This is a genomic window from Pseudoxanthomonas sp. PXM04, from assembly GCF_014851695.1.
GTDB classification, from domain to species: domain Bacteria; phylum Pseudomonadota; class Gammaproteobacteria; order Xanthomonadales; family Xanthomonadaceae; genus Pseudoxanthomonas_A; species Pseudoxanthomonas_A beigongshangi.
The window spans coordinates 50,302-71,276 of sequence record NZ_JACVAG010000001.1; the positions used below are offsets into that span (position 1 = coordinate 50,302).

Annotated in this window: 21 protein-coding genes and 1 pseudogene; 12 read left to right on the forward strand and 10 right to left on the reverse strand. The window is 69.0% G+C overall.

Annotation, left to right across the window (positions count from 1 at the left end):
- Positions 1–63 precede the first annotated feature (63 nt).
- Both IB228_RS00300 and IB228_RS00305 read right to left on the reverse strand, forming a co-directional pair.
- The gene (locus IB228_RS00300; RefSeq protein WP_192197260.1) at positions 64–840 is read right to left on the reverse strand and encodes an SDR family NAD(P)-dependent oxidoreductase; all 777 of its coding nucleotides are present in this window, start codon (positions 838–840) and stop codon (positions 64–66) included.
- Positions 837–1,322: a hypothetical protein gene (locus IB228_RS00305; RefSeq protein ID WP_183644473.1), complete on the reverse strand. Its 486-nt coding sequence runs from the start codon at positions 1,320–1,322 to the stop codon at positions 837–839. The genes IB228_RS00300 and IB228_RS00305 overlap by 4 nt, the downstream gene beginning before the upstream one ends.
- A gap of 353 nt (positions 1,323–1,675) precedes the next feature.
- On the opposite strand from IB228_RS00305, the gene IB228_RS00310 reads away from it, so the two are divergent.
- Together IB228_RS00310 and IB228_RS00315 are read left to right on the forward strand one after the other, a co-directional pair.
- Positions 1,676–2,728 carry a LysR family transcriptional regulator gene (locus IB228_RS00310; protein ID WP_183644467.1) on the forward strand — a complete coding sequence of 351 codons (1,053 nt, stop codon included), beginning with the start codon at positions 1,676–1,678 and terminating at the stop codon, positions 2,726–2,728.
- 80 nt (positions 2,729–2,808) lie between these two features.
- Positions 2,809–3,405 carry a hypothetical protein gene (locus tag IB228_RS00315; RefSeq protein ID WP_183644464.1) on the forward strand — a complete coding sequence of 199 codons (597 nt, stop codon included), beginning with the start codon at positions 2,809–2,811 and terminating at the stop codon, positions 3,403–3,405.
- Between the two features lie 167 nt (positions 3,406–3,572).
- Here IB228_RS00315 and IB228_RS19690 read toward each other — a convergent pair whose 3' ends face one another.
- Both IB228_RS19690 and IB228_RS00320 read right to left on the reverse strand, forming a co-directional pair.
- The gene (locus IB228_RS19690; protein WP_318289324.1) at positions 3,573–3,908 is read right to left on the reverse strand and encodes an OmpA family protein; all 336 of its coding nucleotides are present in this window, start codon (positions 3,906–3,908) and stop codon (positions 3,573–3,575) included.
- Between the two features lie 66 nt (positions 3,909–3,974).
- A pseudogene (locus IB228_RS00320) lies at positions 3,975–6,008 on the reverse strand (sodium-translocating pyrophosphatase); the annotation flags it as partial.
- 254 nt (positions 6,009–6,262) lie between these two features.
- Between IB228_RS00320 and IB228_RS00325 the strand changes: the two are divergent.
- Positions 6,263–6,790 carry a hypothetical protein gene (locus IB228_RS00325; protein ID WP_183644458.1) on the forward strand — a complete coding sequence of 176 codons (528 nt, stop codon included), beginning with the start codon at positions 6,263–6,265 and terminating at the stop codon, positions 6,788–6,790.
- Between the two features lie 145 nt (positions 6,791–6,935).
- On the opposite strand, the gene IB228_RS00330 is transcribed toward IB228_RS00325, so the two are convergent.
- The 3 genes from IB228_RS00330 to IB228_RS00340 all read right to left on the reverse strand — a co-directional run bounded on the left by IB228_RS00330 (position 6,936) and on the right by IB228_RS00340 (position 9,562).
- The gene (locus tag IB228_RS00330; protein ID WP_183644455.1) at positions 6,936–7,487 is read right to left on the reverse strand and encodes a DUF2846 domain-containing protein; all 552 of its coding nucleotides are present in this window, start codon (positions 7,485–7,487) and stop codon (positions 6,936–6,938) included.
- Between the two features lie 7 nt (positions 7,488–7,494).
- On the reverse strand, positions 7,495–8,121 hold the full coding sequence (locus IB228_RS00335; protein ID WP_192197261.1) for a hypothetical protein: 627 nt from the start codon (positions 8,119–8,121) through the stop codon (positions 7,495–7,497).
- Between the two features lie 184 nt (positions 8,122–8,305).
- The gene (locus tag IB228_RS00340; protein WP_183644450.1) at positions 8,306–9,562 is read right to left on the reverse strand and encodes a 6-phosphofructokinase; all 1,257 of its coding nucleotides are present in this window, start codon (positions 9,560–9,562) and stop codon (positions 8,306–8,308) included.
- 121 nt (positions 9,563–9,683) lie between these two features.
- Between IB228_RS00340 and IB228_RS00345 the strand changes: the two genes are divergently transcribed.
- The 3 genes from IB228_RS00345 (at position 9,684) to IB228_RS00355 (ending at position 12,509) form a co-directional block, all read left to right on the forward strand.
- Positions 9,684–10,262, forward strand: a complete 579-nt coding sequence (locus IB228_RS00345) for an adenylate kinase (protein ID WP_183644447.1) — start codon at positions 9,684–9,686, stop codon at positions 10,260–10,262.
- Positions 10,263–10,479: 217 nt separating this feature from the next.
- Complete coding sequence (mpl, locus tag IB228_RS00350) at positions 10,480–11,844, forward strand: UDP-N-acetylmuramate:L-alanyl-gamma-D-glutamyl-meso-diaminopimelate ligase (RefSeq protein ID WP_225562175.1); 1,365 nt, start codon at positions 10,480–10,482, stop codon at positions 11,842–11,844.
- Between the two features lie 92 nt (positions 11,845–11,936).
- Positions 11,937–12,509, forward strand: coding sequence for an LON peptidase substrate-binding domain-containing protein (locus IB228_RS00355; protein ID WP_192197262.1), 573 nt, complete (start codon positions 11,937–11,939; stop codon positions 12,507–12,509).
- Positions 12,510–12,515: 6 nt separating this feature from the next.
- On the opposite strand, the gene IB228_RS00360 is transcribed toward IB228_RS00355, so the two are convergent.
- Positions 12,516–14,546 carry a bifunctional DedA family/phosphatase PAP2 family protein gene (locus IB228_RS00360; RefSeq protein WP_183644441.1) on the reverse strand — a complete coding sequence of 677 codons (2,031 nt, stop codon included), beginning with the start codon at positions 14,544–14,546 and terminating at the stop codon, positions 12,516–12,518.
- A gap of 189 nt (positions 14,547–14,735) precedes the next feature.
- Between IB228_RS00360 and IB228_RS00365 the strand changes: the two genes are divergently transcribed.
- From IB228_RS00365 to IB228_RS00390, 6 genes are all read left to right on the forward strand, one after another.
- Positions 14,736–15,557: an NAD(P)-dependent oxidoreductase gene (locus IB228_RS00365; protein WP_183644438.1), complete on the forward strand. Its 822-nt coding sequence runs from the start codon at positions 14,736–14,738 to the stop codon at positions 15,555–15,557.
- Positions 15,557–15,985 (forward strand): HIT family protein, encoded by a 429-nt coding sequence (locus IB228_RS00370; RefSeq protein WP_192197263.1) that lies wholly within the window; start codon positions 15,557–15,559, stop codon positions 15,983–15,985. Before IB228_RS00365 ends, IB228_RS00370 begins: the two co-directional genes overlap by 1 nt.
- A 47-nt stretch (positions 15,986–16,032) precedes the next feature.
- Positions 16,033–16,440 carry a DoxX family protein gene (locus tag IB228_RS00375; protein ID WP_192197264.1) on the forward strand — a complete coding sequence of 136 codons (408 nt, stop codon included), beginning with the start codon at positions 16,033–16,035 and terminating at the stop codon, positions 16,438–16,440.
- 27 nt (positions 16,441–16,467) lie between these two features.
- Positions 16,468–16,890: a VOC family protein gene (locus IB228_RS00380; RefSeq protein WP_183644428.1), complete on the forward strand. Its 423-nt coding sequence runs from the start codon at positions 16,468–16,470 to the stop codon at positions 16,888–16,890.
- A gap of 101 nt (positions 16,891–16,991) precedes the next feature.
- Positions 16,992–17,525 carry a cysteine hydrolase family protein gene (locus tag IB228_RS00385; RefSeq protein ID WP_141454023.1) on the forward strand — a complete coding sequence of 178 codons (534 nt, stop codon included), beginning with the start codon at positions 16,992–16,994 and terminating at the stop codon, positions 17,523–17,525.
- Positions 17,526–17,666: 141 nt separating this feature from the next.
- Positions 17,667–18,896 (forward strand): acetylornithine transaminase, encoded by a 1,230-nt coding sequence (locus IB228_RS00390; protein ID WP_192197825.1) that lies wholly within the window; start codon positions 17,667–17,669, stop codon positions 18,894–18,896.
- Between the two features lie 135 nt (positions 18,897–19,031).
- On the opposite strand, the gene IB228_RS00395 is transcribed toward IB228_RS00390, so the two are convergent.
- Both IB228_RS00395 and hemL read right to left on the reverse strand, forming a co-directional pair.
- Positions 19,032–19,649 carry an HAD family phosphatase gene (locus IB228_RS00395; protein WP_192197826.1) on the reverse strand — a complete coding sequence of 206 codons (618 nt, stop codon included), beginning with the start codon at positions 19,647–19,649 and terminating at the stop codon, positions 19,032–19,034.
- A complete protein-coding gene (gene hemL / locus IB228_RS00400) occupies positions 19,649–20,941 on the reverse strand; it encodes a glutamate-1-semialdehyde 2,1-aminomutase (protein ID WP_192197265.1) in 1,293 nt (430 codons plus the stop codon). The genes IB228_RS00395 and hemL overlap by 1 nt, the downstream gene beginning before the upstream one ends.
- Positions 20,942–20,975 lie beyond the last annotated feature (34 nt).

The window sequence follows — 20,975 nt, forward strand, 5'->3', positions numbered from 1 at the left end:
GTCTCGTGGTGGGTGGGGGAGGAACAACGGGCGTGAAGCCTAAGACCTGAACTTAAGTTGAGGTCAAGCGGGGGCGGCATCGCCCCAGCGGGAAGCGGGAAAATCGGAGAACAGCGTCCGGGTCGGTGCCGCCGCCAACTCCTTCGAATAGGAGACGATTGGCAGTGGCTTGCCGTGACGGCTCAGCAACGACACCGCATTGCGTCCCACCGCCAGCGCGTTGGGCCATTCGGCGCAGGCGTTGCCGGCGTTGGCCGGCGTGCAGATCGGCTTGTCCACCGACAGCAACTGCACGCGCACGCCCAGTGCGTGCGCTTCCTCGTGCAGCACCTGCGCCATCATCCGCATGGTGGCGCCGGTCACCGAAGCATGTCCGTAGCCGGACCATCCGCGTTCGGCGAACGGGCCGCCGACCAGGATGTAGTGCGTGGTGCCACCCGACTCGGCCAGCAGCGGCAGCAGGTGCCGGGCCGCGGCCAGGTGCGGGATGACGTCCATTTCCAGTTTGTGGCGAAGCACGTCGGCGGGCTTGTCCAGCAGGCGCCCGGATTCGAGCGGGCTGGTCAGGCTGGCGAACACCGCGCGCAGCGGCCGGCCGCGCGCACGGATGTCCCGGGCCAGCCGCGCCGCATCGTCATCGCTGAAGATGCAGCCGCTGTGCATGAACTCCAGGCCGGGCTCGTCGGTGAAGCGATCGGCCAGCGCCTGCATGCGCGGGCCTTCGCGTCCAACCGCCAGCACCGGGCTGCCGACTTCCAGCAGCGCGCCGACCACACCGGCGCCGACCGTGCCGGCGGCACCCAGCACCAGCGCCTGCGGATGCGCGGCGGTGCCTTTCATGGCCGGCTCCGGCGGGAACCCGCGCCGGTCAACAGCGCGCGCTGGCCGAACGCGCGGGCGCGCAGCACGGTCGCGGCGCCCGACTGCATCCGGCGCGGCACGGTGAATTCCCGGAAACCCGCCACCGGCGGCCGCGGGGACAGACGCGCACGCGACGGTTCGGTCGACGTGTCGGCGGACTGTCCCCGTGACCAACGGCGCCACCACCTGGCCAGCAGGCCGGACACGCCGCCAGGCGCTTGGGGGAGGGAGGCGGCGGCATTGTCCGGGGCGGTGGCTTTCACCGCGTCGGCGGGGGAGGGTTCCGACGTGGGGGAAAGTGTGGGGCGGGCGGACGGGAAAGCGATATCCGGATCCTGCGGCGTGATTGCACGATCCTGCGATGCGGAACCGGAACGCACGGTCGCGGCCAGGTTCAGGCGCAGCGCCGGGGACGGCGACGCCGCCTGGCCGGAGAAAGAAGAAGCAAGTATCCCGCTCATGGGATGTTTACTCCCGCATTCGGGATAATTATCGGGAACAGCCAGGGAGCGGTCGCCGACGGGGTGCTGCCTTGACCCACCTCCACCGTTTCGGCCGCGCGGCGCGGACGCAGGCGGATCTCCACGCCAGGCGCGCGATGGGCCAGCGCAAACGACCGCATGACCGGTGTTTCGGACAGACGGCGGACGGCCAGGGGAAGGCGGTTGGGCAGGGAAAGCGACATGGGGAGGTCATCGCCAGCGGAACAGGCGGCTACCTTATGCCTTCAATGGGGACTTGATTAGTCCGGATTTAGGGGAATAATCATCCCGCTGGCGGTCCAATCCGGATCCGCCTCCCCGGAGTCTCCCCCATGAGCCACGATCTCAACGACACGCTGATCTTCGTCAAGGTGGTCGAACAGGGCAGTTTCATCGCCGCCGCCAAGACGCTCGGCCTGCCCAAGACCACGGTCAGCCGCAAGGTGCAGGAACTGGAAACGCGCCTGGGCGCGCAGTTGCTGCATCGGACCACCCGCAAGCTGGGCCTCACCGAAGCGGGCAACATCTACTACGAACACTGCCAGCGCATCGCGCGTGAACTGAGCGAGGCCGAAAGCGCGGTCAACCAGTTGCAGGGTGGCCCGCGCGGCTGGCTGCGCTTCACCACGCCCTACTCGATCGGCATCGACAAGATTGCCCCGCTGCTGGGCGAATTCCATGCGCAGTTTCCGGAGATCCGGGTGGAAATGCTGCTCAGCAACGAACCGCTGGATCTGATCGGCGGCGAGATCGACGTGGCGCTGCGGCTGGGCAACCTGCCCGATTCCAATCTGGTCGCGCGCCGGCTGGGCGTGCTGCGCACCCAGGTCTACGCCAGCAAGAGCTACCTGGCCCGCTACGGCGAACCGTTGGGCCCGGACGATCTCCAGCACCATCGCGCGCTGGCGATGCCCAAGCACCGGCGCGGCGGCGGCAGCTTCTGCTGGACCCTCAACGACGGCAACCAGGACAAGGACTTCGCGATCAACCCGATCCTGGTCGCCAACGATCCGGCCGCGCTGAAGGGCGCGCTGCTGTGCGGCGAGGGCCTGATGGTGGCGGCCGACGTGATGGTCAAACCCTACCTGGAACAGGGCTACGTGCAGCGTGTGCTGGCCGGATGGACCGGCCCGGAATTCGAGTTCAACGCGGTGTTTCCGCGTGGCCGCATGATGTCGCCGAAGGTGCGCGCGTTCGTCGATTTCCTGGTCGAGCGGCTGAAGTTCGACATGGACTACATGATGGAACACTGCCCGGTGTACCTGAAGCAGCAGGCCGAGGCGTGCGCGAGCGCGCTGGCCGAATCGGCGCGCCGCGAAACCGAAGCGGAGGAGGCGGTGGAGATCGCCACCGGCCGCCGCGTGCTGGCGGAAGTCGTGGAGTGACACGCTTCCCGCGTCGCCGCCACGGAACCGGCTAACATGCCGCCGTGGCGCGACGCGCGCGCCTTTGCCGGAGGCGAACAATGAAAGCATGGATTCCCGTGGCCGCGATGCTGCTGCTGGCCGCCTGCAAACCCGCCGCGGAACCGCAACCCGCAGCCGCTCCCGAACCCGCTGCCGTCCCGGCCGAAGCCGCGGCCCCGGCGGCGGACGCGCCGGCGTCTTCCACGCCCGAACCGATTGCGCAGACCCATGGCGGCGCGGCCGCGCCGACGCCCGCCGCGGCCGGTGAAGCCGACGATCACACCGAGGTCAACCAGCGCATCGGCCAGCTGCTGGGCGACGCCGCGCGCTATGAAACCGCAATCCTGGCGTTCCAGCAGGCGGTCGCGCAGAAGGACGCCGCCACGGTGGCGGCGATGATCGACTTCCCGTTCAAGACCACGGTCGACGGCAAGGCCACGACCATCCGGAATGCGCCGGAATTCATCGCCCAGTACGGCCGCATCGTCACGCCGGCGATGGCCGACGCGATCGTCCGCCAGCGCTACTCGGAACTGTTCGTCAACTACAAGGGCGTGATGTTCGGCAGTGGCGAGGCATGGCTCAACGGCATCTGCGTGGACAAGGCCTGCAATTCCTTCAACGTGCGCGTGGTGGCGCTGCAGCCGACCCGGTGAGTCCCTGACCTGTGGGAGCGACGTAAGTCGCGAGGCTCTTACGGGACCGCATCCGTCGAAGATCGGCGCATCGCGACTTACGTCGCTCCCACAAGATGGGGTATCCACAACAAACAGGGCGGCCATGGGCCGCCCTGTCTGATTGCGCCGACGAATGCCGGTTCGCGCTATTCCACCTTCACTTCCACCCGCCGCGCCTCGTCGGCGTTGCCGTTGCCCTCGGTCTGCATCGGCTTGTCCAGTTCGATGCGCTCGGCGGCGATGCCATTGACCACCAGCCACTGCTGGATGGCCTGCGCGCGCTGCTTGGCCAGCTCCTGGTTGGTCGCCAGATCACCGCTGGCGTCGTGGAAGCCGGACACCCGCGCCTTGCTGTCGGATTTGGCGTGCAGGCTGCCGAGCACGCTGGCCAGCCGCGCGCTGGCATCGGCCGGAACCACCGCCGAGCCGACATCGAAGTACACCTTGGCCAGGCGGGCGTCGGTCATCTCCGCGACGTGCATGGATTCGGCCGAATGGGCGCCGCCCGCCGCCGCGCTGGCGCCGCCCTTGAACCAACCGTCCACCGGCAGCAGCGGCACCAGCAGCAGGGCGACGATGTTGATGATCTTGATCAGCGGATTGATGGCCGGGCCGGCGGTGTCCTTGTACGGATCGCCGACGGTGTCGCCGGTGACCGCGGCCTTGTGCGCATCCGAACCCTTGCCGCCGTGATGGCCTTCCTCGATGTACTTCTTGGCGTTGTCCCAGGCGCCGCCGCCGGTGCACATCGAGATGGCGACGAACAGGCCGGTGACGATCGTGCCCATCAGCAGGCCGCCCAGCGCGGCCGGGCCGAGCAGCAGGCCGACGATGATCGGGATGATCAGCGGCAGCAGCGACGGCACGATCATTTCGCGGATCGCCGACCTGGTCAGCAGGTCCACCGCCTTGTCGTACTCCGGCTTGCCGGTGCCTTCCATGATGCCCTTGATCTCGCGGAACTGGCGGCGCACTTCCTCCACCACCGCGCCGGCCGAACGGCCCACCGCCTGCATCGCGAAGGCGCCGAACAGGTACGGAATCAGGCCGCCGATCAGCAGGCCGACCACCACCTTGGGATCGTTGATGGCGAAACTGACCGCGCCCTCGCCGAACTTCTCGCCCAGCTTGTGCGCGTAGTCGGCGAACAGCACCAGTGCCGCCAGCGCGGCCGAACCGATCGCATAGCCCTTGGTCACCGCCTTGGTGGTGTTGCCGACCGCGTCCAGGGCATCGGTGATCTTGCGGATGTCCGGGCCCAGCTCGCTCATTTCGGCGATGCCACCGGCGTTGTCGGTGATCGGGCCGTAGGCATCCAGCGCGACCACCATGCCGGCCATCGACAGCATCGCGGTGGCGGCGACGGCGACGCCGTACAGGCCGCCCACCCAGAAGCTGGCCAGGATGGCGATCGCCACCGCGATCACCGGCAGCGCGGTCGACTTCATCGACACCGCCAGGCCGGCGATGATGTTGGTGGCGTGGCCGGTTTCGGACGCCTTGGCGACCTGCTGCACCGGCGCGTACTCGGTGGCGGTGTAGTACTCGGTGATTACCACCATCGCCGCGGTCAGCACCAGGCCGATCAGCGCGCAGCCGAATAGCGGCATCAACAGTTCCGGCGCGAACATCGACTTGGTGACGAAGAAGAACGCGATGGCGGCCAGCACGCCGGAAACCGCGAGTCCGCGGTACAGCGCGTTCATGATCTTGCCGCCTTCACGCGCCTTGACGAAGAAGGTGCCGATGACCGAAGCCAGGATCGACACCGCGCCCAGCACCAGCGGATAGACCACGCCGGCCCAGCCGTAGGTGGCGAAGGAGATGCCGGCGATCAGCATCGCCGCGATTACCGTCACCGCATAGGTCTCGAACAGGTCGGCGGCCATGCCGGCGCAGTCGCCGACGTTGTCGCCGACGTTGTCGGCGATCACCGCCGGGTTGCGCGGGTCGTCCTCGGGGATGCCCGCTTCGACCTTGCCGACCAGATCCGCGCCGACATCGGCGCCCTTGGTGAAGATGCCGCCGCCCAGGCGCGCGAAGATCGAGATCAGCGAGGCACCGAAGGCCAGCCCGACCATCGGCTGCAACGCGGCCTTGATCGCGGCCTCGGTGGGCTGGCCGTTCCAGACCACGATGAAATAGCCGGCCACGCCCAGCAGGCCCAGGCCGACCACCAGCAAGCCGGTGACCGCGCCGCCGGTGAAACTGATCTTCAACGCCTGGTTCAGGCCGTGGGTGGCGGCCTCGGCCGTGCGCACGTTGGCGCGTACCGAGACGAACATGCCGATGAAACCGGCCACGCCCGACAGCGCCGCGCCGATGGCGAAACCGATGGCGGTGGGCCAGCCCAGCGCGGGCACGAAGCCGATGATCAGGAACAGGATGACGCCGACGATCGCGATGGTGGTGTATTGCCGGCGCAGGTAGGCGCTTGCGCCTTCCTGCACCGCCGCCGCGATTTCCTGCATGCGCGGATTGCCGGCAGGCCGGGACAGAATCCAGCGTGCCGAGAATATTCCGTAAAGAATTGCCACCGCGGCGCAGACCAGCGACAGCGTCAAACCGTGTTGTTCCAGCATGACCCCTCCCAAGGTAGATGGATGACGTCCGGCGAGTGCATGACCGGTCGAAAATCCGGGTGGGGCGGTGATCCCGATGGAGCCTGTCGAACGGGATACAGCCACTGCGGCGAGGGGCCGCGCGGATACCGACGTGTTCAGACAATCCCTGGAGCGCCCCGAGTATGACCCGAGCCCGGCCCGCCCGCCAACCACGAGCCGGGGTTCAGGCAGGCCGTGCCAGCCTTGCGCGGTCGTGTTCCCGAGGTTGCCCGATGCGTCCGATTTCCTCCCTCGTCCTCACCGCCACCCTGGCCGCCGCCGTTGTCCTGCCGGCGTTTGCGGCCGAACCGCAGCCGGAGATCAAGCGGCCCGGCGCCGCCACCGCGCAGGCGGTGGGCGCGGTCCATACCATCCGCCAGATTCCGGAGGCGTGCGCCCGTTTCGAGGGCATGTTCACCGGCGATGCGGCGCAGCCCTACCGTTTCAGCGTGGTCCGCACCAGCGCGCAGTGCCAGCCGCGCGCGCGCCTGCTGGACGCGGCCAAGGCCAAGCCGGACACGGCGTCGGGCTGGCTGCTCAACGACGTGATCCGCATTCCGAGCGCGGCCTGCGCCTCGCAGCAGGCGGTCGTCCGCATCTGGCGCAAGCCGGTGGCGGTCAGCACGCCGGACAAGGATGGCCAGGGCCAGGCCCGCATCTACCTGGAAGACGCCAAGCAGGACATCGCCGCCGGCAAGATCGCGCAGGCGAAGATTCCGCTGTTCGCCGCCGGGATGAAGGTCGAGGGCAAGTGTCCCTAGGGTGGGGACCTGCCTGACGGCCATCGTCGTTGCTCGACGATGGTCGAGCAATCCGTTCCAATCACGCCGCGTCATTCCCACCATGCGTGCAATGACCACACGCGGCGCACGCGGGCCCAGCCGCGCGTGCGCCGGTGGATGAAACTCAGTTCTTCAACGGCTTGGACGGCTTGAGCTTGCCGGACATGGCGTCGAACGCGGCCTGATCCGACGGCGACAGGTTCGGCCGGCCCGCCAGGAAGCCCATGGTGATGCCGCCGATCACGTAGTAGGTCTCGCCGGCTTCCACTTCCAGGTTGAGCACGTCCTTGGCTTCCGAATGCACGGTGTAGGCGTGCGCGCCGGGTTCCACCGCGACGACGAAATAGCTGCCGCTGCTCAGCTTGCCCAGTTCGGTTTCGCCTTCGCGGACGATGTAGTTGACGGCGGCGCCGGCAAATTTCTTTTCACGGAAGAACACGATCTGGCCCTTGCCGGCCTCCGGAGCGGCGATGGCGATCGCGCCCTTGGACTGCGATGCCGGCGCGGGCGCGTCGGCGGCGGGGGCCGGCGCAGGTGCTGCTTGTTCCCGTGGCGCGGGCGAGGGGGCGGCATCGGCCGCTTCCGCCGGCGCCGCGGTGGCGGCTTCCTGGGCGGCGATGGCGAACGGGGCACACAGGACTGCGGCGATCACGAGGCGGGTCAGGCGGAAACGCATGGATGCTCTACTCCGTTGGTTGGGTGGTGGTGCGTGGGGATTCGGTTGGCGGCGTCCGCGCGATGGCGCAGGCCGGCGACGGCGATGCCGATGGCGGCAGCGCCTGCGCGAGCCGGGCCCGCGCGCGGGTGCCGGCGGGCAGTTCGATTTCCCTGCCCTTGAGGAAATAGGCGAAGGGACCGGCCACGACGGCCGTGCCGATCGCGGCACGCGAGCGATCCTGGCCGCTGCCGCCCAGCTTGAAACCGCTCAGTCGTATCTGCTCGCCCTGGTATTCGAGATACCGCGCCGCCAGCAGGATTTCGCCCGGCTTGCCGCCGCCGCGCGACGGCTCGGCATGCACGACTTCACCGACGCCGGCGGTGCCGGCGGGCAAGGTGCCGTCGGAAGTGATCACGGGCTCGACAAGCGTCAGGCGAAAGCGTTCGCCGCGTTGGGTGCGGGCGGAATTCAAGGTGTCCGCGAGTGCGAGTTCCAGCTCTGCGCCTTCCGATGGCGGGCAGGCCGGTACCGTGACGGGCGCCGAGGGTGGAACCGCGGGAATGGAGGGAATCGCCTGACCCGGCGTGACGGCGCCAGCGACGGCGGACGCGCACAGCAACGCCAGCGCCGGCAAGGCGCGAACCGTCGACATCGGGTTTCCCCTCCAGATTTCCCCGCGCGCAGGCTAGCGCAGGCGTGGGGAACTGCATAGGGGATATCACGCCGAAGTTTGGGGCGACGGTGGGACTTGGTCCCACCCGCGTCATTGAACGATGAACAAGGAAACGAGCAGGAAGACGGCGCCACGATGTTTCATCGCGGACGCCATCTCCCGCTCACCCCTCCCACTTCGGCAGCTTCTGCTTCACCGCCACGTTCTTCAGCGCGACGTACTTCGGCAGGCCGTCGCGGCCGAACTCGGGATAGGCCTCGCCGCGGATCAGCGGCTCCAGGTATTTGCGCGCGGCGGCGGTGATGCCGTAGCCGTCCTTGCGCAGGAAGCCGTTCGGCATCTTCTTTTCGTGGTTGGCGACTTTTTCCAGCGGCGCGGCTTCGATCTTCCAGCGGTACGGCGCGTCGGACGTGCGCACGATCACCGGCATCACCGCGTTCTGTCCCTTAAGCGCGTACTGGACCGCGGCCTTGCCGACCGCCTGGGCCTGTTCCCAGTCGGTCTTCGAGGCGATGTGGCGGGCCGAGCGCTGCAGATAGTCGGGCAGGGTCCAGTGGACCTTGAAGCCCAACTGGTCCTTGACCCGGCCGGCCAGATAGGACGCCACGCCGCCGAGCTGGGTGTGCCCGAACGAATCCTTGCCGCCGCCGGCGTCGGCGACGAAGCGGCCGTCGGCGTGCTGGATGCCCTCGCTGGCCACCACCACGCACCAGCCGACCTTGGCCACGACCTTCTTCACCTGGGCCAGGAACGCCGTCTCGTCGTAGGCGCGCTCCGGGAACAGGATGATCTGGGGCGCGTCGTCCGGCGACTGCCCGGCCAGGCCGGCGGCCGCGGCCAGCCAGCCTGCGTGGCGGCCCATGGCCTCGTACACGAACACCTTGGTGGAGGTCTCGGCCATCGCCGCCACGTCCAGCGCCGCCTCGCGCACGGATACCGCGGTGTACTTGGCGGCCGAACCGAAGCCCGGGCAGGTGTCGGTGACGGCCAGATCGTTGTCGACCGTCTTGGGCACGCCGATGCAGGTCAACGGGTAGTCGAAGGCCTTGGCCAACTGCGACACCTTGAGCGCGGTATCGGCCGAGTCGTTGCCGCCGTTGTAGAGGAACCAGCGCACGTCGTGGGCCTTGAATACCGCCAGCAGGCGTTCGTAGCGGGCGCGGTCGGCCTCCAGCGACTTCAGCTTGACCCGGCACGAGCCGAACGCGCCGCCGGGGGTCTGGGCCAGCGCGCGGATGGCCGCGGCGGACTCCTTGCTGGTGTCGATCAGCTCCTCGCGCAGGGCGCCGAGGATGCCGTTGCGGGCCGCCAAGACCTTGATTTTACGGGCGCGTGCCTCGCCGATGACGGCCGCGGCGGTGGCGTTGATGACGGCGGTGACACCGCCGGACTGCGCATAAAGTAGGGTGCCCTGGGACATGGGGGGTACGTTCCGGGTTGCTGGGATGCGGTAAGCTTCACACAGATGACGCGGTGCAGCGAGGCGCGGGGGATCCCGCCGCCCGGCACCGCCAGCAGGATTCTAGTTCGGGAGTTACACAATGCGATTGGTTCTACTGGGCCCCCCCGGGTCGGGCAAGGGCACTCAGGCGGCGCGTCTGAAGGAATATCTGCAGGTTCCCCACATTTCCACCGGTGATCTGCTCCGCGCGGAAGTCGCGGCGGGCACGCCGCTGGGCGTGCAGGCCAAGGAAATCATGGCGCGCGGCGATTTCGTCAGCGACGAGATCCTGCTGGGCATGCTGGAGGATCGGTTCGCCCGTCCGGACACCGCCAACGGTTTCATCCTCGACGGCTACCCGCGCAACCTGGTCCAGGCCGACGCCCTGGGCGTGCTGCTGGAGCGGATCCGCCAGCCGATGGATTTCGCGGTGCAGCTGGAAGTCCCCACCGATCTGCTGGTGGAACGCATCGCCGGCCGCGCCAAGGCCGAGGGCCGCGACGACGATTCCCCGGACGTGGTCCGCAACCGCCTGGACAAGTACACCAGCCAGACCGCGCCGGTCATCGAGTACTACCGCCAGCACGGCCAGCTCACCGTCGTCGATGGCGTCGGTTCGCTGGACGAGGTGTTCAGCCGCCTGATCGAAGCGTTGGCGCCGGCCAAGGAAGTCGGCTGAGGCCGGCTTCCGCACGGCTGCGGCCGCTGTGTGATTGCATGGCGGCCCACCGCGAGGCGGCGGAACGCCGCTGATAACGCGCTCCCTGTCTCGCTGGCCCGGGCCTCCCGCCCCGGTTGCATCGTCCGTGCGCCGGGCCGCACCGCCGCTGGCGCACCGGCGTGCCGAAAGGGAAGCACTGGGCTAAAGTCTCGTCGTTCACCACGGAAACGTCGTCTTGAAGATCCACATTCTGGGAATTGCCGGCACGTTCATGGGCGGCGTGGCCGCGCTCGCCCGCGAGCTGGGGCACGAGGTCGAAGGCAGCGACCAGGCAATCTACCCGCCGATGTCCACGCAGTTGGAGAACCTCGGCATCGCGCTGGCGCAGGGTTACCAGGCAAACAACATCTCGCCGGACTGCGAGGAGATCGTCATCGGCAACGCGCTCTCGCGCGGCAACGACGCGGTCGAGGCGGTGCTGGACGAGGGCCGCCGCTACACCTCCGGCGCGCAGTGGCTGTCCGAGCGCGTGCTGCCCGGCCGCGACACCCTTGCGGTGGCCGGCACCCACGGCAAGACCACCACCACCACCATCCTGACCTACCTGCTGGAAGCGGCCGGACGCTCGCCGGGTTTCCTGATTGGCGGCGTGGCGGAGGACTTCGGCGTGTCGGCGCGGGTGGGCCAGGGCCGCGAGTTCGTGGTGGAGGCGGACGAGTACGACACCGCGTTCTTCGACAAGCGCAGCAAGTTCGTCCACTACCGGCCGCTGGTGGCGATCCTCAACAACCTGGAATACGACCACGCCGACATCTTTCCCGACGTGGCCGCCATCCAGCGCCAGTTCCATCATCTGGTCCGCACGGTGCCGCGCCGCGGCCGCCTGATCGTCAACGGCGAGGATGCGCGCCTGGCCGAAGTGCTGGCGATGGGGTGCTGGACGCCGGTGGAACGATTCGGCTTCGATCCCGCGCTGGAATGGAGCGCGCGCTTGATCCGCGAGGACGGCAGCGTCTTCGCCGTGAGCCACCAGGGCCGCGAACTCGGTGAAGTGCGCTGGCCGCTGCTGGGCCGCCACAACGTGCTCAACGGACTGGCCGCGCTGGCCGCGGTGAACGCGGTCGGCGTGGACCCGGCGACGGTGATGCCGGCGCTGGCGCATTTCCGCAGCGTCAAGCGGCGGCTGGAAGTCATCGGCGAGGCGGACGGCATCACCCTGTACGACGATTTCGCCCACCATCCCACCGCCATCCACACGACCCTGCAAGGACTGCGGGCGAAGGTGGGCGACGCGCGCATCGTGGTGGCGATGGAGCCGCGCAGCAATTCGATGCGGTTGGGCGCGCACGCCGATGCGCTCGCGCCATCGCTGGCGCTGGCCGACGCGGTGGTGTTCCTGCACCGGCCGGAATTGCCGTGGGACGCCGGCAAGGTGGTCGACGCGATCCGCGGCGACGCGCGCACGGTGCCGGACGTGGAGGCGTTGATCGCCGCGCTGCGGTCGATCGCGCGCCCGGGCGACCACGTGGTGTTCATGTCCAACGGCGGCTTCGACGGCGCGCAGCGCCGCTTCCTGGCGGCGCTGCGGGAAACCGCGTAGGGTGGATCCCGCCCCACCACCGCCCAGTGTCGATGACTGTTCCGTGGATGGATTCCGATATGCCACCCTGGACCGTGGTTGACGGAGATCCGATGACCGAAATCCTGCCGTTGTTCCCCCTGCATGCCGTGTTGCTGCCCGGTGCGGGCCTGGGCTTGCGGGTATTCGAGCGGCGGTATCTGGACCTGGTGCGCGATTGCGGGCGATCCGGTCGTGGTTTCGGCATCTGCCTGATCCTGGAAGGCGAGGAAGCGGGGCAGCCCGCGGTGCCGGCCGCCTACGGCACCGAGGCCATGATCGAGGACTTCGATACCGGCCCCGACGGCCTGCTCGCCCTGCGCGTGCGCGGCGCGCGCCGGTTCCGGGTCATCCGCACCCGCGTGCGCGACAACGGCCTGGTGATGGGCGAAGTGCAGTGGTGCGAGCCCGAGCCCGACGACGAACTGCAACCCCAGCACGGCCTGCTGGCGACGCTGCTGCAGAGCCTGCTCGAACAGGCCGGCGCGGATCTGGCGCGGATCACCCCGGCGCAGATGGACAGCGCCGCGTGGGTGGGATGGCGGTTGGCGGAACTGCTTCCGCTCAGCGCGCAGCAGCGGGCGATGCTGCTGCAGGAAGACAATCCGCACGTGCGCCTGGATCGGCTGCTCGCGGCGATCGCCTGATCAGGCTCAAGGTTTCCTGGCGGCAGGTTCCGGCGGAGCGGTCGGCACGGCATCCGTGCGTACGCGCAGCACCGGCAGTTTCGATTGCGGGTGCGGTTCGATCCGGTGCTGCATCGGCGCGGTGGCGGCACTCACCGCGAGCAGTGCCGCATCGGCTTCGCGCAACGGGCGCCACACGCCCACCAGCCGGAACGCCTGCTGGTGCTTCAACACCTGCGCACTGCCGATCCACAGCGGGGTGTCGCCCGGTTGCAGCAGCGTGTTCGCCGGCCACAGCCGCAGCACGAAGCGCAGGCCGGGCTGGGCGCCGTCGCGCACCATCAGCAGGCTCTCGGCGCGGGTATCCAGGGTGGCCGGCAGCACCGGCTGCTCGGCCGGGGACAGATCGGTATCCAGCAGGTTGAGCGCGTCCTCCCAGCCGGCCTGCGGCTGCGCCCGCCAGCCGGCCGCTTCCAGTCGCGCCTGCAGCGGCGCCAGCGGCCCGGCCACCTGCACGTCCAGCGGCCAGCGCTGTTCGTCGTCGAACTCGTTGCGGCGCGCCGGCAGTCGTTGCCAGCCTTCCCGCCACCAGTCGTCCATCGCCATCGCCCGCACCATCACCGGGGTCTCGAACTGCGCCAGCATGCGATCCACGTTGCGCGGCGCGTGCCACAGCGCGGCGACGGCGAAGGCGCCGTAGAACAGCCAGCCCAACGGGGTGATCCAGAACGAGCGCACCATGCGCCGCCGGTAGGCGATGCCCAGCACCAGCAGCCAGACGATGCCGAACAGCATGCCGCCGATGATGTCGCTGAGCCAGTGCGCGCCCAGGTAGATGCGGGCGAAGCCGATCAGCGCCACCACTATTCCCGAGACCAGGTAGGGCCAGACCCGCTGGCGGCCCGGCAGTTCGCGCGCGATCAGCACCGCGAAGAAACCGAAGGTGATGGTCGCCATCGTCACCGCGATGGACGGGAAGCCGAAACCGCTGCTGACCGACGGCGGCTTGGGAATATCGACCGAGGCGCCGAGCCACGCGGTCAGCGCGAGGCCGAACGCCAGCGCGGCCAGCCAGTGCGCCGCCGCCATCCAGCGTCGGCGCCAGCACAGGTAGACCAGCACCAGCAGCGAGGCCGGCGCCAGCACCTGCTCGTCGCCGAGCGAGGCGATCGCGGCCAGCGGCTGGTCGGCCAGCGGATTGCGCAGCACCTGCATCAGTTCGTGCACGGCCAGATCGATGCCCAGCGGCTCGCCGTGGCCGATGACGATGACCAGGAAGGCGAACCACACCCAGACGATCGCCAGCAGCAGGATCGCCAGCAGCGCCAGCGGCACCGACTCGCGGCGCCCGGGATCGAACACCGCCGCCGAATAGCGGCCAATGACCGGATGCGCGTGCGACCAGGCCAGCGCGCGCGCCAGCAGCGCATCGGCATGGGCGGCGAACCAGCGGTAGCTGTACAGCACCAGCGCCCAGGCCAGGGCCAGCACCACCAGCAACAGGCCCAGCACCAGGCCCAGGCGGCCGGCGACCGCGGCCACCGCGTCGTAGGCGTGCCCGAATATCCAGCCCGGCAGCAGGAACAGGGCCGCCCACGAAACCGCCGCCAGCAGGCTGGCCGGCAGGTAGCGCTTCATCGGCATCCGCAGCATGCCGGCCACCGCCGGCACGAACGGCCGGATGGGACCGACGTAGCGGGCGATCAGGATGCTCTTGATGGCGTTGCGGCGGAACAGCACCTCGCCCCGGTCCAGCAACTGCGGATAGCGGCTGAAAGGCCAGTGACGGCGCAGTTGCGGCCCCCAGCGGTGGCCGACCCAGAAACTGGTGCCGTCGCCGGCCAGCGCGCCGATGGCGGCGCAGATCAGCGCATAGGGGCCGGAGATCTCGCCCAGGCCGATCAGCACGCCGACCGCGAACAGCAGCGGCAGCGCCGGCACGATGGCGCCCAGGATGATCACCGCGTCGCAGAAGGCGATCGCGAAGATCACCGCCCCCGCGGCCACCGGATGTGCGCTGATCCAGGCCAGCAGCGAGTCGAACCAGGACGGATTCATCGCCCGGATTATAGGCGGCCGTTCATGACTGGCATCCCGTCTGATGGGCGTGGACTTTCAACGTGAAACGTGGCTGGCGGCGTGCTCCCGGCCCCGTATCCGGACGCTTCGTCCCGCCGCCGCCGGCCCGCCGCCCGGCCGGGGTATCCTGAAAGGCATCCCATTTCCATCGGCGGACGCAGGACTTCCATGGCCAGCTTGCAGGGCAAGACTCTCTTCATCACCGGCGCCTCGCGCGGCATCGGCCTGGCGATCGCCCTGCGCGCGGCGCGCGACGGCGCCAACGTGGCGATCGCGGCCAAGTCCTCGGTCCCCAATCCGAAGCTGGCGGGCACCATCCACAGCGCGGCGCAGGCGGTCACCGAGGCGGGCGGGCAGGGCCTGGCGCTGAAATGCGACATCCGCGAGGAGGACGACGTGCGCGCGGCGGTGGCCGCGACCGTGGACGCCTTCGGCGGCATCGACATCCTGGTCAACAACGCCAGCGCCATCTGGCTGGCCGGCGTGCTGGACACGCCGATGAAGCGCTTCGACCTGATGAACCAGGTCAATGCGCGCGGCAGTTTCCTGTGCGCGCAGGCGTGCCTGCCGTACCTGCGCCAGGCGGCCAATCCGCACATCCTCACCCTGGCGCCGCCGCCGTCGCTGGATCCGCGCTGGTGGACACCGCACACCGGTTACACCCTGGCGAAGATGGGCATGAGCTTCGTGACCCTCGGCCTGGCCGGCGAGTTCGGTCCGCAGGGCGTGGCGGTCAACGCGCTGTGGCCGCGCACGATCATCGCCACCGACGCCCTGAACATGATTCCCGGCGTCGAGATTCCACGTTGCCGTACCCCGGCCATCGTCGCCGACGCCGCGCATGCCGTGCTCACCCGGCCGGCGGCGGGTTTCCACGGGCATTTCCTGATCGACGAGAACGTGCTGCGAGAAGCCGGCGTCGAGGATTTCTCCGGCTACGCCGTGGACCCTTCCCAGCCGCTGTTGCCGGACCTGTTCCTGGATCCCTGATGACGTGCATCTTCTGCGCCATCCTCGAAGGTCGGGCCGCGGCCAGCCGGGTGGCCGAGGATGCCGATGTGGTGGCGTTCCTGGATCTGCGCCAGCCGGTTCCGGGGCATGTGCTGGTGGTGCCGCGCGCGCATGTCGAGACGATCTACGAACTGGCGCCGGACACCGCCGCCGCGCTGATGCGGATGGCGGTGCGGGTCGCACAGGCGCTGCGGGCGGAATTCGATCCACCCGGCCTCAACCTGTGGCAGTCCAACGGCCACGCCGGCGGGCAGGAAGTCCCGCACGTGCATCTGCATGTGCAGCCGCGCCAGCATCGCGATGGCCTGTTCCGGCTGTATCCGCAGGGGCTGCCGGCACCGGCCGCGCGCACCGATCTGGATGGGCTGGCCGCGCGCCTGCGCCCGCACTGCCATATCGCTTCCTGAAGGTCCAGGCCACTTTTCCAGAACGTCTTTTCCACCGGAGCATCCCGATGACCGCCGACGCCGCCCCCTTCCGGCAAGGACTGACCCTGATCCGCTGCGTGCTGGCGGCGTTGCTCTTCATCCATGGCGCGGCCCGCCTGGGCGCGGGAGGCGTGGCACCGTTCGGGCAGTTCCTGGACGCGCAAGGGTTTCCCTTCGGCGCGGGTATCGCCTGGTTCATCACCGGGTTCGAACTCTCCGCTACCCTGCTGCTCGCCTGGGGGCGCTGGGTGACCCCGCTGGCGCTGGTGTTCGCCGTCATCTACGCCTGCGGCATCTGGCTGGTGCACGCGCAGGAAGGCTGGTTCGTGGTCGGCCTCGGCCGCAACGGCATGGAGTACAGCGTGCTGATCCTGGCCTGCCTGCTCGGCCTGGCCTGGGCCTGCCGGCCCCGGCGTTCCGCCATCCCCCATTGAACCGCAACAACGATTCACGAGAACGACATGAAATACCTGCACGCGATGATCCGCGTCCACGATCTGGACGCCACCAGCAAGTTCTTCACCGAGGGCCTGGGCCTGCGCGAGACGCGCCGCATGGACAACGAGGCCGGCAAATTCACCCTGGTCTACTTCGGCGCGCCGGCCAATCCCGAGTCGGAAATCGAACTGACCTACAACTGGGGTTCGGACGAGGACTACGGCAGCGCCCGCAACTTCGGCCACCTGGCCTTCGAGGTCGACGATATCTACGCCACCTGCGCGCACCTGCAGTCGCTGGGCATCACCATCAACCGCCCGCCGCGTGATGGCCGCATGGCGTTCGTGCGCACGCCCGATCTGATTTCCATCGAGCTGTTGCAGAAGGGCGCGGCATTGCCGCCGCAGGAGCCGTGGACGTCGATGGCAAACGTCGGCGTATGGTGAACGCGACCTCGATGATGGCGGTCGCGGGCGCGCGCGACGCACTTGGATTCGCCATCCAGATCGGGGAAGCTGTGCTCCCGCGATGACACGACGGATGCATGATGAGCCTGGCACTGCTGGTGATTGATGTGCAACGTGGATTGTTCGAGACCAGCCCGCCACCGGCCGACGCGGACGGCGTGATCGCCGGCATCAATGCGCTCGCCGGGCGCGCGCGCTCGCGCGGCGTGCCGGTGATCCACGTGCAGCACGAGCGCGCGGGCGGGATGGAGCCGGAATCGTCCGGCTGGCAACTGGATCCGCGGCTCGACGTCGTCGATGGCGATCGCCGCATCCGCAAGAGCACGCCGGATTCGTTCCTGCGTACCGGGCTGGACGAAGTGCTGGCTTTCCTGGGTGTGGAGGAACTGGTGATCTGCGGCTACGCCACCGAGTTCTGCGTCGATACCACCACCCGCAGCGCGGCCGCGCACGGCTATGCGGTGACGCTGGCGGCGGACGCGCACACCACCCATGACAAGGCGCACGCCAGCGCCGCGCAGATCCGCACGCACCACAACGCCACCCTGCCGGACATCACCAGTTTCGGACCGCGGATCCGGGCGGTGCCGGCCGACGCGATCGATTTCGCCTGATCCGCAACGTCCGTCCCGGCGCATCCCGGCGCGAACCTTGCCGACGCCGCCGGGGATGACGGCGCCGGCGGCCCGCGGGGACCGCCGATCGGGGGGAAATCAGCGACAATATCGCTCTTGTCCCGCCCGCCCGCCGACGCCATGACCGCCAGCCCCGCCTCCGAACTGCTCGCCAAGGGCAAGCAGTACTACCTGCCCATCTATCGCCAGCGCGAGCTGATCCTGGATCGTGGCCAGGGCGCGCGCATCTGGGACAGCGAAGGCCGCGAATACATCGATCTGTCCGCCGGTATCGCCGTGTGCGGCCTGGGCCACAACGATCCCGATCTGGTGGAGGCGCTGGTCGAGCAGGCCGGCAAGCTGTGGCACACCAGCAACGTCTTCCATAGCGAGCCGCCGTTGCGCCTAGCCGAGGAACTGGTGGCCTCGTCGCGCTTCGCCAGCCGCGTGTTCCTGTGCAATTCCGGCGCCGAGGCCAACGAGGCGGCGATCAAGCTGGTGCGCAAGTGGGCAGCCGGTCAGGGACGGGCGCCGGACAAGCGCGTCATCGTCACCTTCCGTGGCAGCTTCCATGGCCGCACGCTGGCGACGGTGACCGCGACCGCGCAGCCCAAGTACCAGGAAGGCTACGAACCGCTGCCCGGCGGTTTCCGCTATGTGGATTTCAATGACCTCACCCAGCTGGAAATCGCGATGGCGGCCGGTGATGTCGCCGCGGTGATGCTGGAACCGATCCAGGGCGAGGGCGGGGTGATGCCGGCCGCGCCCGGCTTCCTCAGCGCGGTGCGCGAGCTGTGCGATCACCACGGCGCGCTGCTGGTACTGGACGAGATCCAGTCCGGCATGGGCCGTACCGGCACCCTGTTCGCGCACTGGCAGGATGGCGTGACCCCGGACATCGTCACCCTGGCCAAGGCGCTGGGCGGCGGCTTCCCGATTGGCGCGATGCTGGCCGGCCCGAAGGTGGCCGAGGCGATGCAGTTCGGCGCGCACGGCACCACCTTTGGCGGCAATCCGCTGGCCGCGGCGGTGGCGCGGGTCGCGCTGCGCAAGCTGGCCGCGCCGGCCATCGCCAACAACGTCGCCCGCCAGTCGGCGGCGCTGCGCAAAGCGCTCGCCGAGATGGACGCCGAACTGGGCCTGTTCTCGCAGGTGCGCGGCCGTGGCCTGATGCTCGGCGCGGTGCTGAAGCCGGCCTTCGCCGGACGCGCCGGCGAAATCCTCGACCTGGCCGCCGCGCAGGGCGTGCTGCTGCTGCAGGCCGGCCCGGACGTGCTCCGTTTCGTGCCGGCGCTGAACATCCACGACGACGAGCTGGCCGAGGGCTGCAAGCGCCTGCATGCCGCGCTGCGCCAGTTTGTGGGGAAGTAGGCGCACAACCGATTGCTCCCCTTGTGGGAGCGACGTCAGTCGCGAAGCTTCTGCGCGTGTGCCGACAGCAGCTCGTTGGACGGCAATCGCGACTTACGTCGCTCCCACAACACAAGCCGGAATGCACGCTGGGTTTCAGGCCAACCGGTAACGCCTGAACACCTGCCGCAGGCTGGCGGCATCGGTGACGGTTTCCGCGTGCAGGCCCACGCTGCGGGCGCCCTGGACATTGGCGAACACATCGTCGACGAACAGCGTGCGCGCGGCGTCCCATCCCAGTTGCGCCAGCGCCAGCGTGTAGATGCGCGGCTCCGGCTTGCGCAGTTGCAGGGCGCCGCTGCAGATCACGCGGCCTTCCAGGCGCGGATGGATGGGCGCGACGATGCGCGGGATGGCCCGCGCCATCAGCAGGCCGTTGTTGGTGAGCACGCCCAGTTCCAGGCTGGCGTCGAGGGCCAGGATCTGGTCCAGTACCGCCGTGTCGGCGTGGCTGCCGGCCATCCGCGAGGCAATCCAGGTGTCTTCGTCGATCGCCCGGGCGATGCCTTCGCCCAGGCGCGACAGATACAGCTCCGTGCTGATCCGGCCACCGTCGTACTCGGTTTCCAGGCCGGAGGTGAACAGCACCTCGCGCACGCGTTCATGCTCCGCGCCGGCGTGGGCGGCCAGGTGGGCGATACGCTGTTCGTGATGGTAGTGCGCGAGCACGCCATCGAAGTCGAACAGCACCCGCTCGATCCGCGGCGGCACCATCATCCGGCGGCCACCACCTTGAATGCCTCGCGCGCGGCGGCGACGGTCTGCTCGATGATCGCGGCGTCGTGCGCGCTGGACATGAAGCCGGCCTCGAACGCCGAAGGCGCCAGGAACACGCCGCGTTCCAGCATCGCGTGGAAGAAGCGGTTGAACGCGCCGATGTCGCAGGCCACGGCCTGCGCGTAGGTGTCCACGTACTGGTCGGTGAAGAACATGCCGAACATCGCGCCGACGCGGGTGGTGGAGAACGGCACGCCGGCTTCGCGCGCGGCGGCCTCCAGGCCATCGCAGAGCGCATTCGTCGCGTCCGCCAGGCCGGCGTGGAAACCCGGCGCCTGGATCAGTTCCAGCATCGCCAGGCCGGCGGCCATCGCCACCGGATTGCCGCTGAGCGTGCCGGCCTGGTAGATGGGGCCGGCCGGGGCGATCTGCGAGAGCAGTTCGCGACGGCCGCCGTAGGCGCCCACCGGCATGCCGCCGCCGATGACCTTGCCGAAGGTGGTCAGGTCCGGGGTGATGCCGTAGTGCGCCTGCGCGCCGCCGAGGGCGACGCGGAAGCCGGTCATCACCTCGTCGAAGATCAGCAGCGCGCCGTGCCGCGTGCACAGCGCGCGCAGATGCTGGAGATAGCCTTCGCGCGGCGGCAGGCAGTTGGCATTGCCGACCACCGGCTCGATGATCAGGCAGGCGATTTCGCTGCCGTATTGCTCGAACAGCGCGGTCGCGCCCTCGAAGTCGTTGTAGCTCAGGGTCAGGGTCAGCTCGCTCAGGCCCGCGGGCACGCCGGGCGAAGTCGGCACGCCCAGGGTCAGCATGCCGCTGCCGGCCTTGACCAGGAACGAATCGCCATGGCCGTGGTAGCAGCCTTCGAACTTGACGATCCGGTTGCGGCCGGTGGCGCCGCGCGCCAGCCGGATCGCCGACAGCGTGGCCTCGGTGCCGGAGTTGACCATGCGCACCATTTCGCAGGACGGCACCAGGCGGGTGATGGTCTCGGCCATGGTGACCTCGGCCGGGCACGGCGCGCCGAACGACAGCCCGTTCTGGATGGCGGCCTGGACCGCTTCGCGCACGGCCGGATGGTTGTGGCCGACGATCATCGGTCCCCACGAACCCACGTAGTCGATGTAGCGGTTGCCGTCCACGTCATGCAGGAAGGCGCCGTCGGCGCGCTGCACGAAGAAGGGCTCGCCGCCGACCGACTTGAACGCGCGCACCGGCGAGTTGACGCCGCCGGGAAGCAGTTGCTGGGCGCGGGAGAACAGGGCGTGGGACTGATCGTGGTTCATCTGGATTCCAAACAGGCAGGAGGGCGTCCGGTGG

Excerpts from the sequence above, each read along its gene's own strand:
- IB228_RS00300 (WP_192197260.1), bottom strand. The coding sequence starts at position 840 with ATGAAAGGCACCGCCGCGCATCCGCAGGCGCTGGTGCTGGGTGCCGCC.
- IB228_RS00305 (WP_183644473.1), bottom strand. The coding sequence starts at position 1,322 with ATGAGCGGGATACTTGCTTCTTCTTTCTCCGGCCAGGCGGCGTCGCCG.
- IB228_RS00310 (WP_183644467.1), top strand. The coding sequence starts at position 1,676 with ATGAGCCACGATCTCAACGACACGCTGATCTTCGTCAAGGTGGTCGAA.
- IB228_RS00315 (WP_183644464.1), top strand. The coding sequence starts at position 2,809 with ATGAAAGCATGGATTCCCGTGGCCGCGATGCTGCTGCTGGCCGCCTGC.
- IB228_RS19690 (WP_318289324.1), bottom strand. The coding sequence starts at position 3,908 with ATGCACGTCGCGGAGATGACCGACGCCCGCCTGGCCAAGGTGTACTTC.
- IB228_RS00325 (WP_183644458.1), top strand. The coding sequence starts at position 6,263 with ATGCGTCCGATTTCCTCCCTCGTCCTCACCGCCACCCTGGCCGCCGCC.
- IB228_RS00330 (WP_183644455.1), bottom strand. The coding sequence starts at position 7,487 with ATGCGTTTCCGCCTGACCCGCCTCGTGATCGCCGCAGTCCTGTGTGCC.
- IB228_RS00335 (WP_192197261.1), bottom strand. The coding sequence starts at position 8,121 with ATGTCGACGGTTCGCGCCTTGCCGGCGCTGGCGTTGCTGTGCGCGTCC.
- IB228_RS00340 (WP_183644450.1), bottom strand. The coding sequence starts at position 9,562 with ATGTCCCAGGGCACCCTACTTTATGCGCAGTCCGGCGGTGTCACCGCC.
- IB228_RS00345 (WP_183644447.1), top strand. The coding sequence starts at position 9,684 with ATGCGATTGGTTCTACTGGGCCCCCCCGGGTCGGGCAAGGGCACTCAG.
- IB228_RS00355 (WP_192197262.1), top strand. The coding sequence starts at position 11,937 with ATGACCGAAATCCTGCCGTTGTTCCCCCTGCATGCCGTGTTGCTGCCC.
- IB228_RS00360 (WP_183644441.1), bottom strand. The coding sequence starts at position 14,546 with ATGAATCCGTCCTGGTTCGACTCGCTGCTGGCCTGGATCAGCGCACAT.
- IB228_RS00365 (WP_183644438.1), top strand. The coding sequence starts at position 14,736 with ATGGCCAGCTTGCAGGGCAAGACTCTCTTCATCACCGGCGCCTCGCGC.
- IB228_RS00370 (WP_192197263.1), top strand. The coding sequence starts at position 15,557 with ATGACGTGCATCTTCTGCGCCATCCTCGAAGGTCGGGCCGCGGCCAGC.
- IB228_RS00375 (WP_192197264.1), top strand. The coding sequence starts at position 16,033 with ATGACCGCCGACGCCGCCCCCTTCCGGCAAGGACTGACCCTGATCCGC.
- IB228_RS00380 (WP_183644428.1), top strand. The coding sequence starts at position 16,468 with ATGAAATACCTGCACGCGATGATCCGCGTCCACGATCTGGACGCCACC.
- IB228_RS00385 (WP_141454023.1), top strand. The coding sequence starts at position 16,992 with ATGAGCCTGGCACTGCTGGTGATTGATGTGCAACGTGGATTGTTCGAG.
- IB228_RS00390 (WP_192197825.1), top strand. The coding sequence starts at position 17,667 with ATGACCGCCAGCCCCGCCTCCGAACTGCTCGCCAAGGGCAAGCAGTAC.
- IB228_RS00395 (WP_192197826.1), bottom strand. The coding sequence starts at position 19,649 with ATGGTGCCGCCGCGGATCGAGCGGGTGCTGTTCGACTTCGATGGCGTG.
- hemL (WP_192197265.1), bottom strand. The coding sequence starts at position 20,941 with ATGAACCACGATCAGTCCCACGCCCTGTTCTCCCGCGCCCAGCAACTG.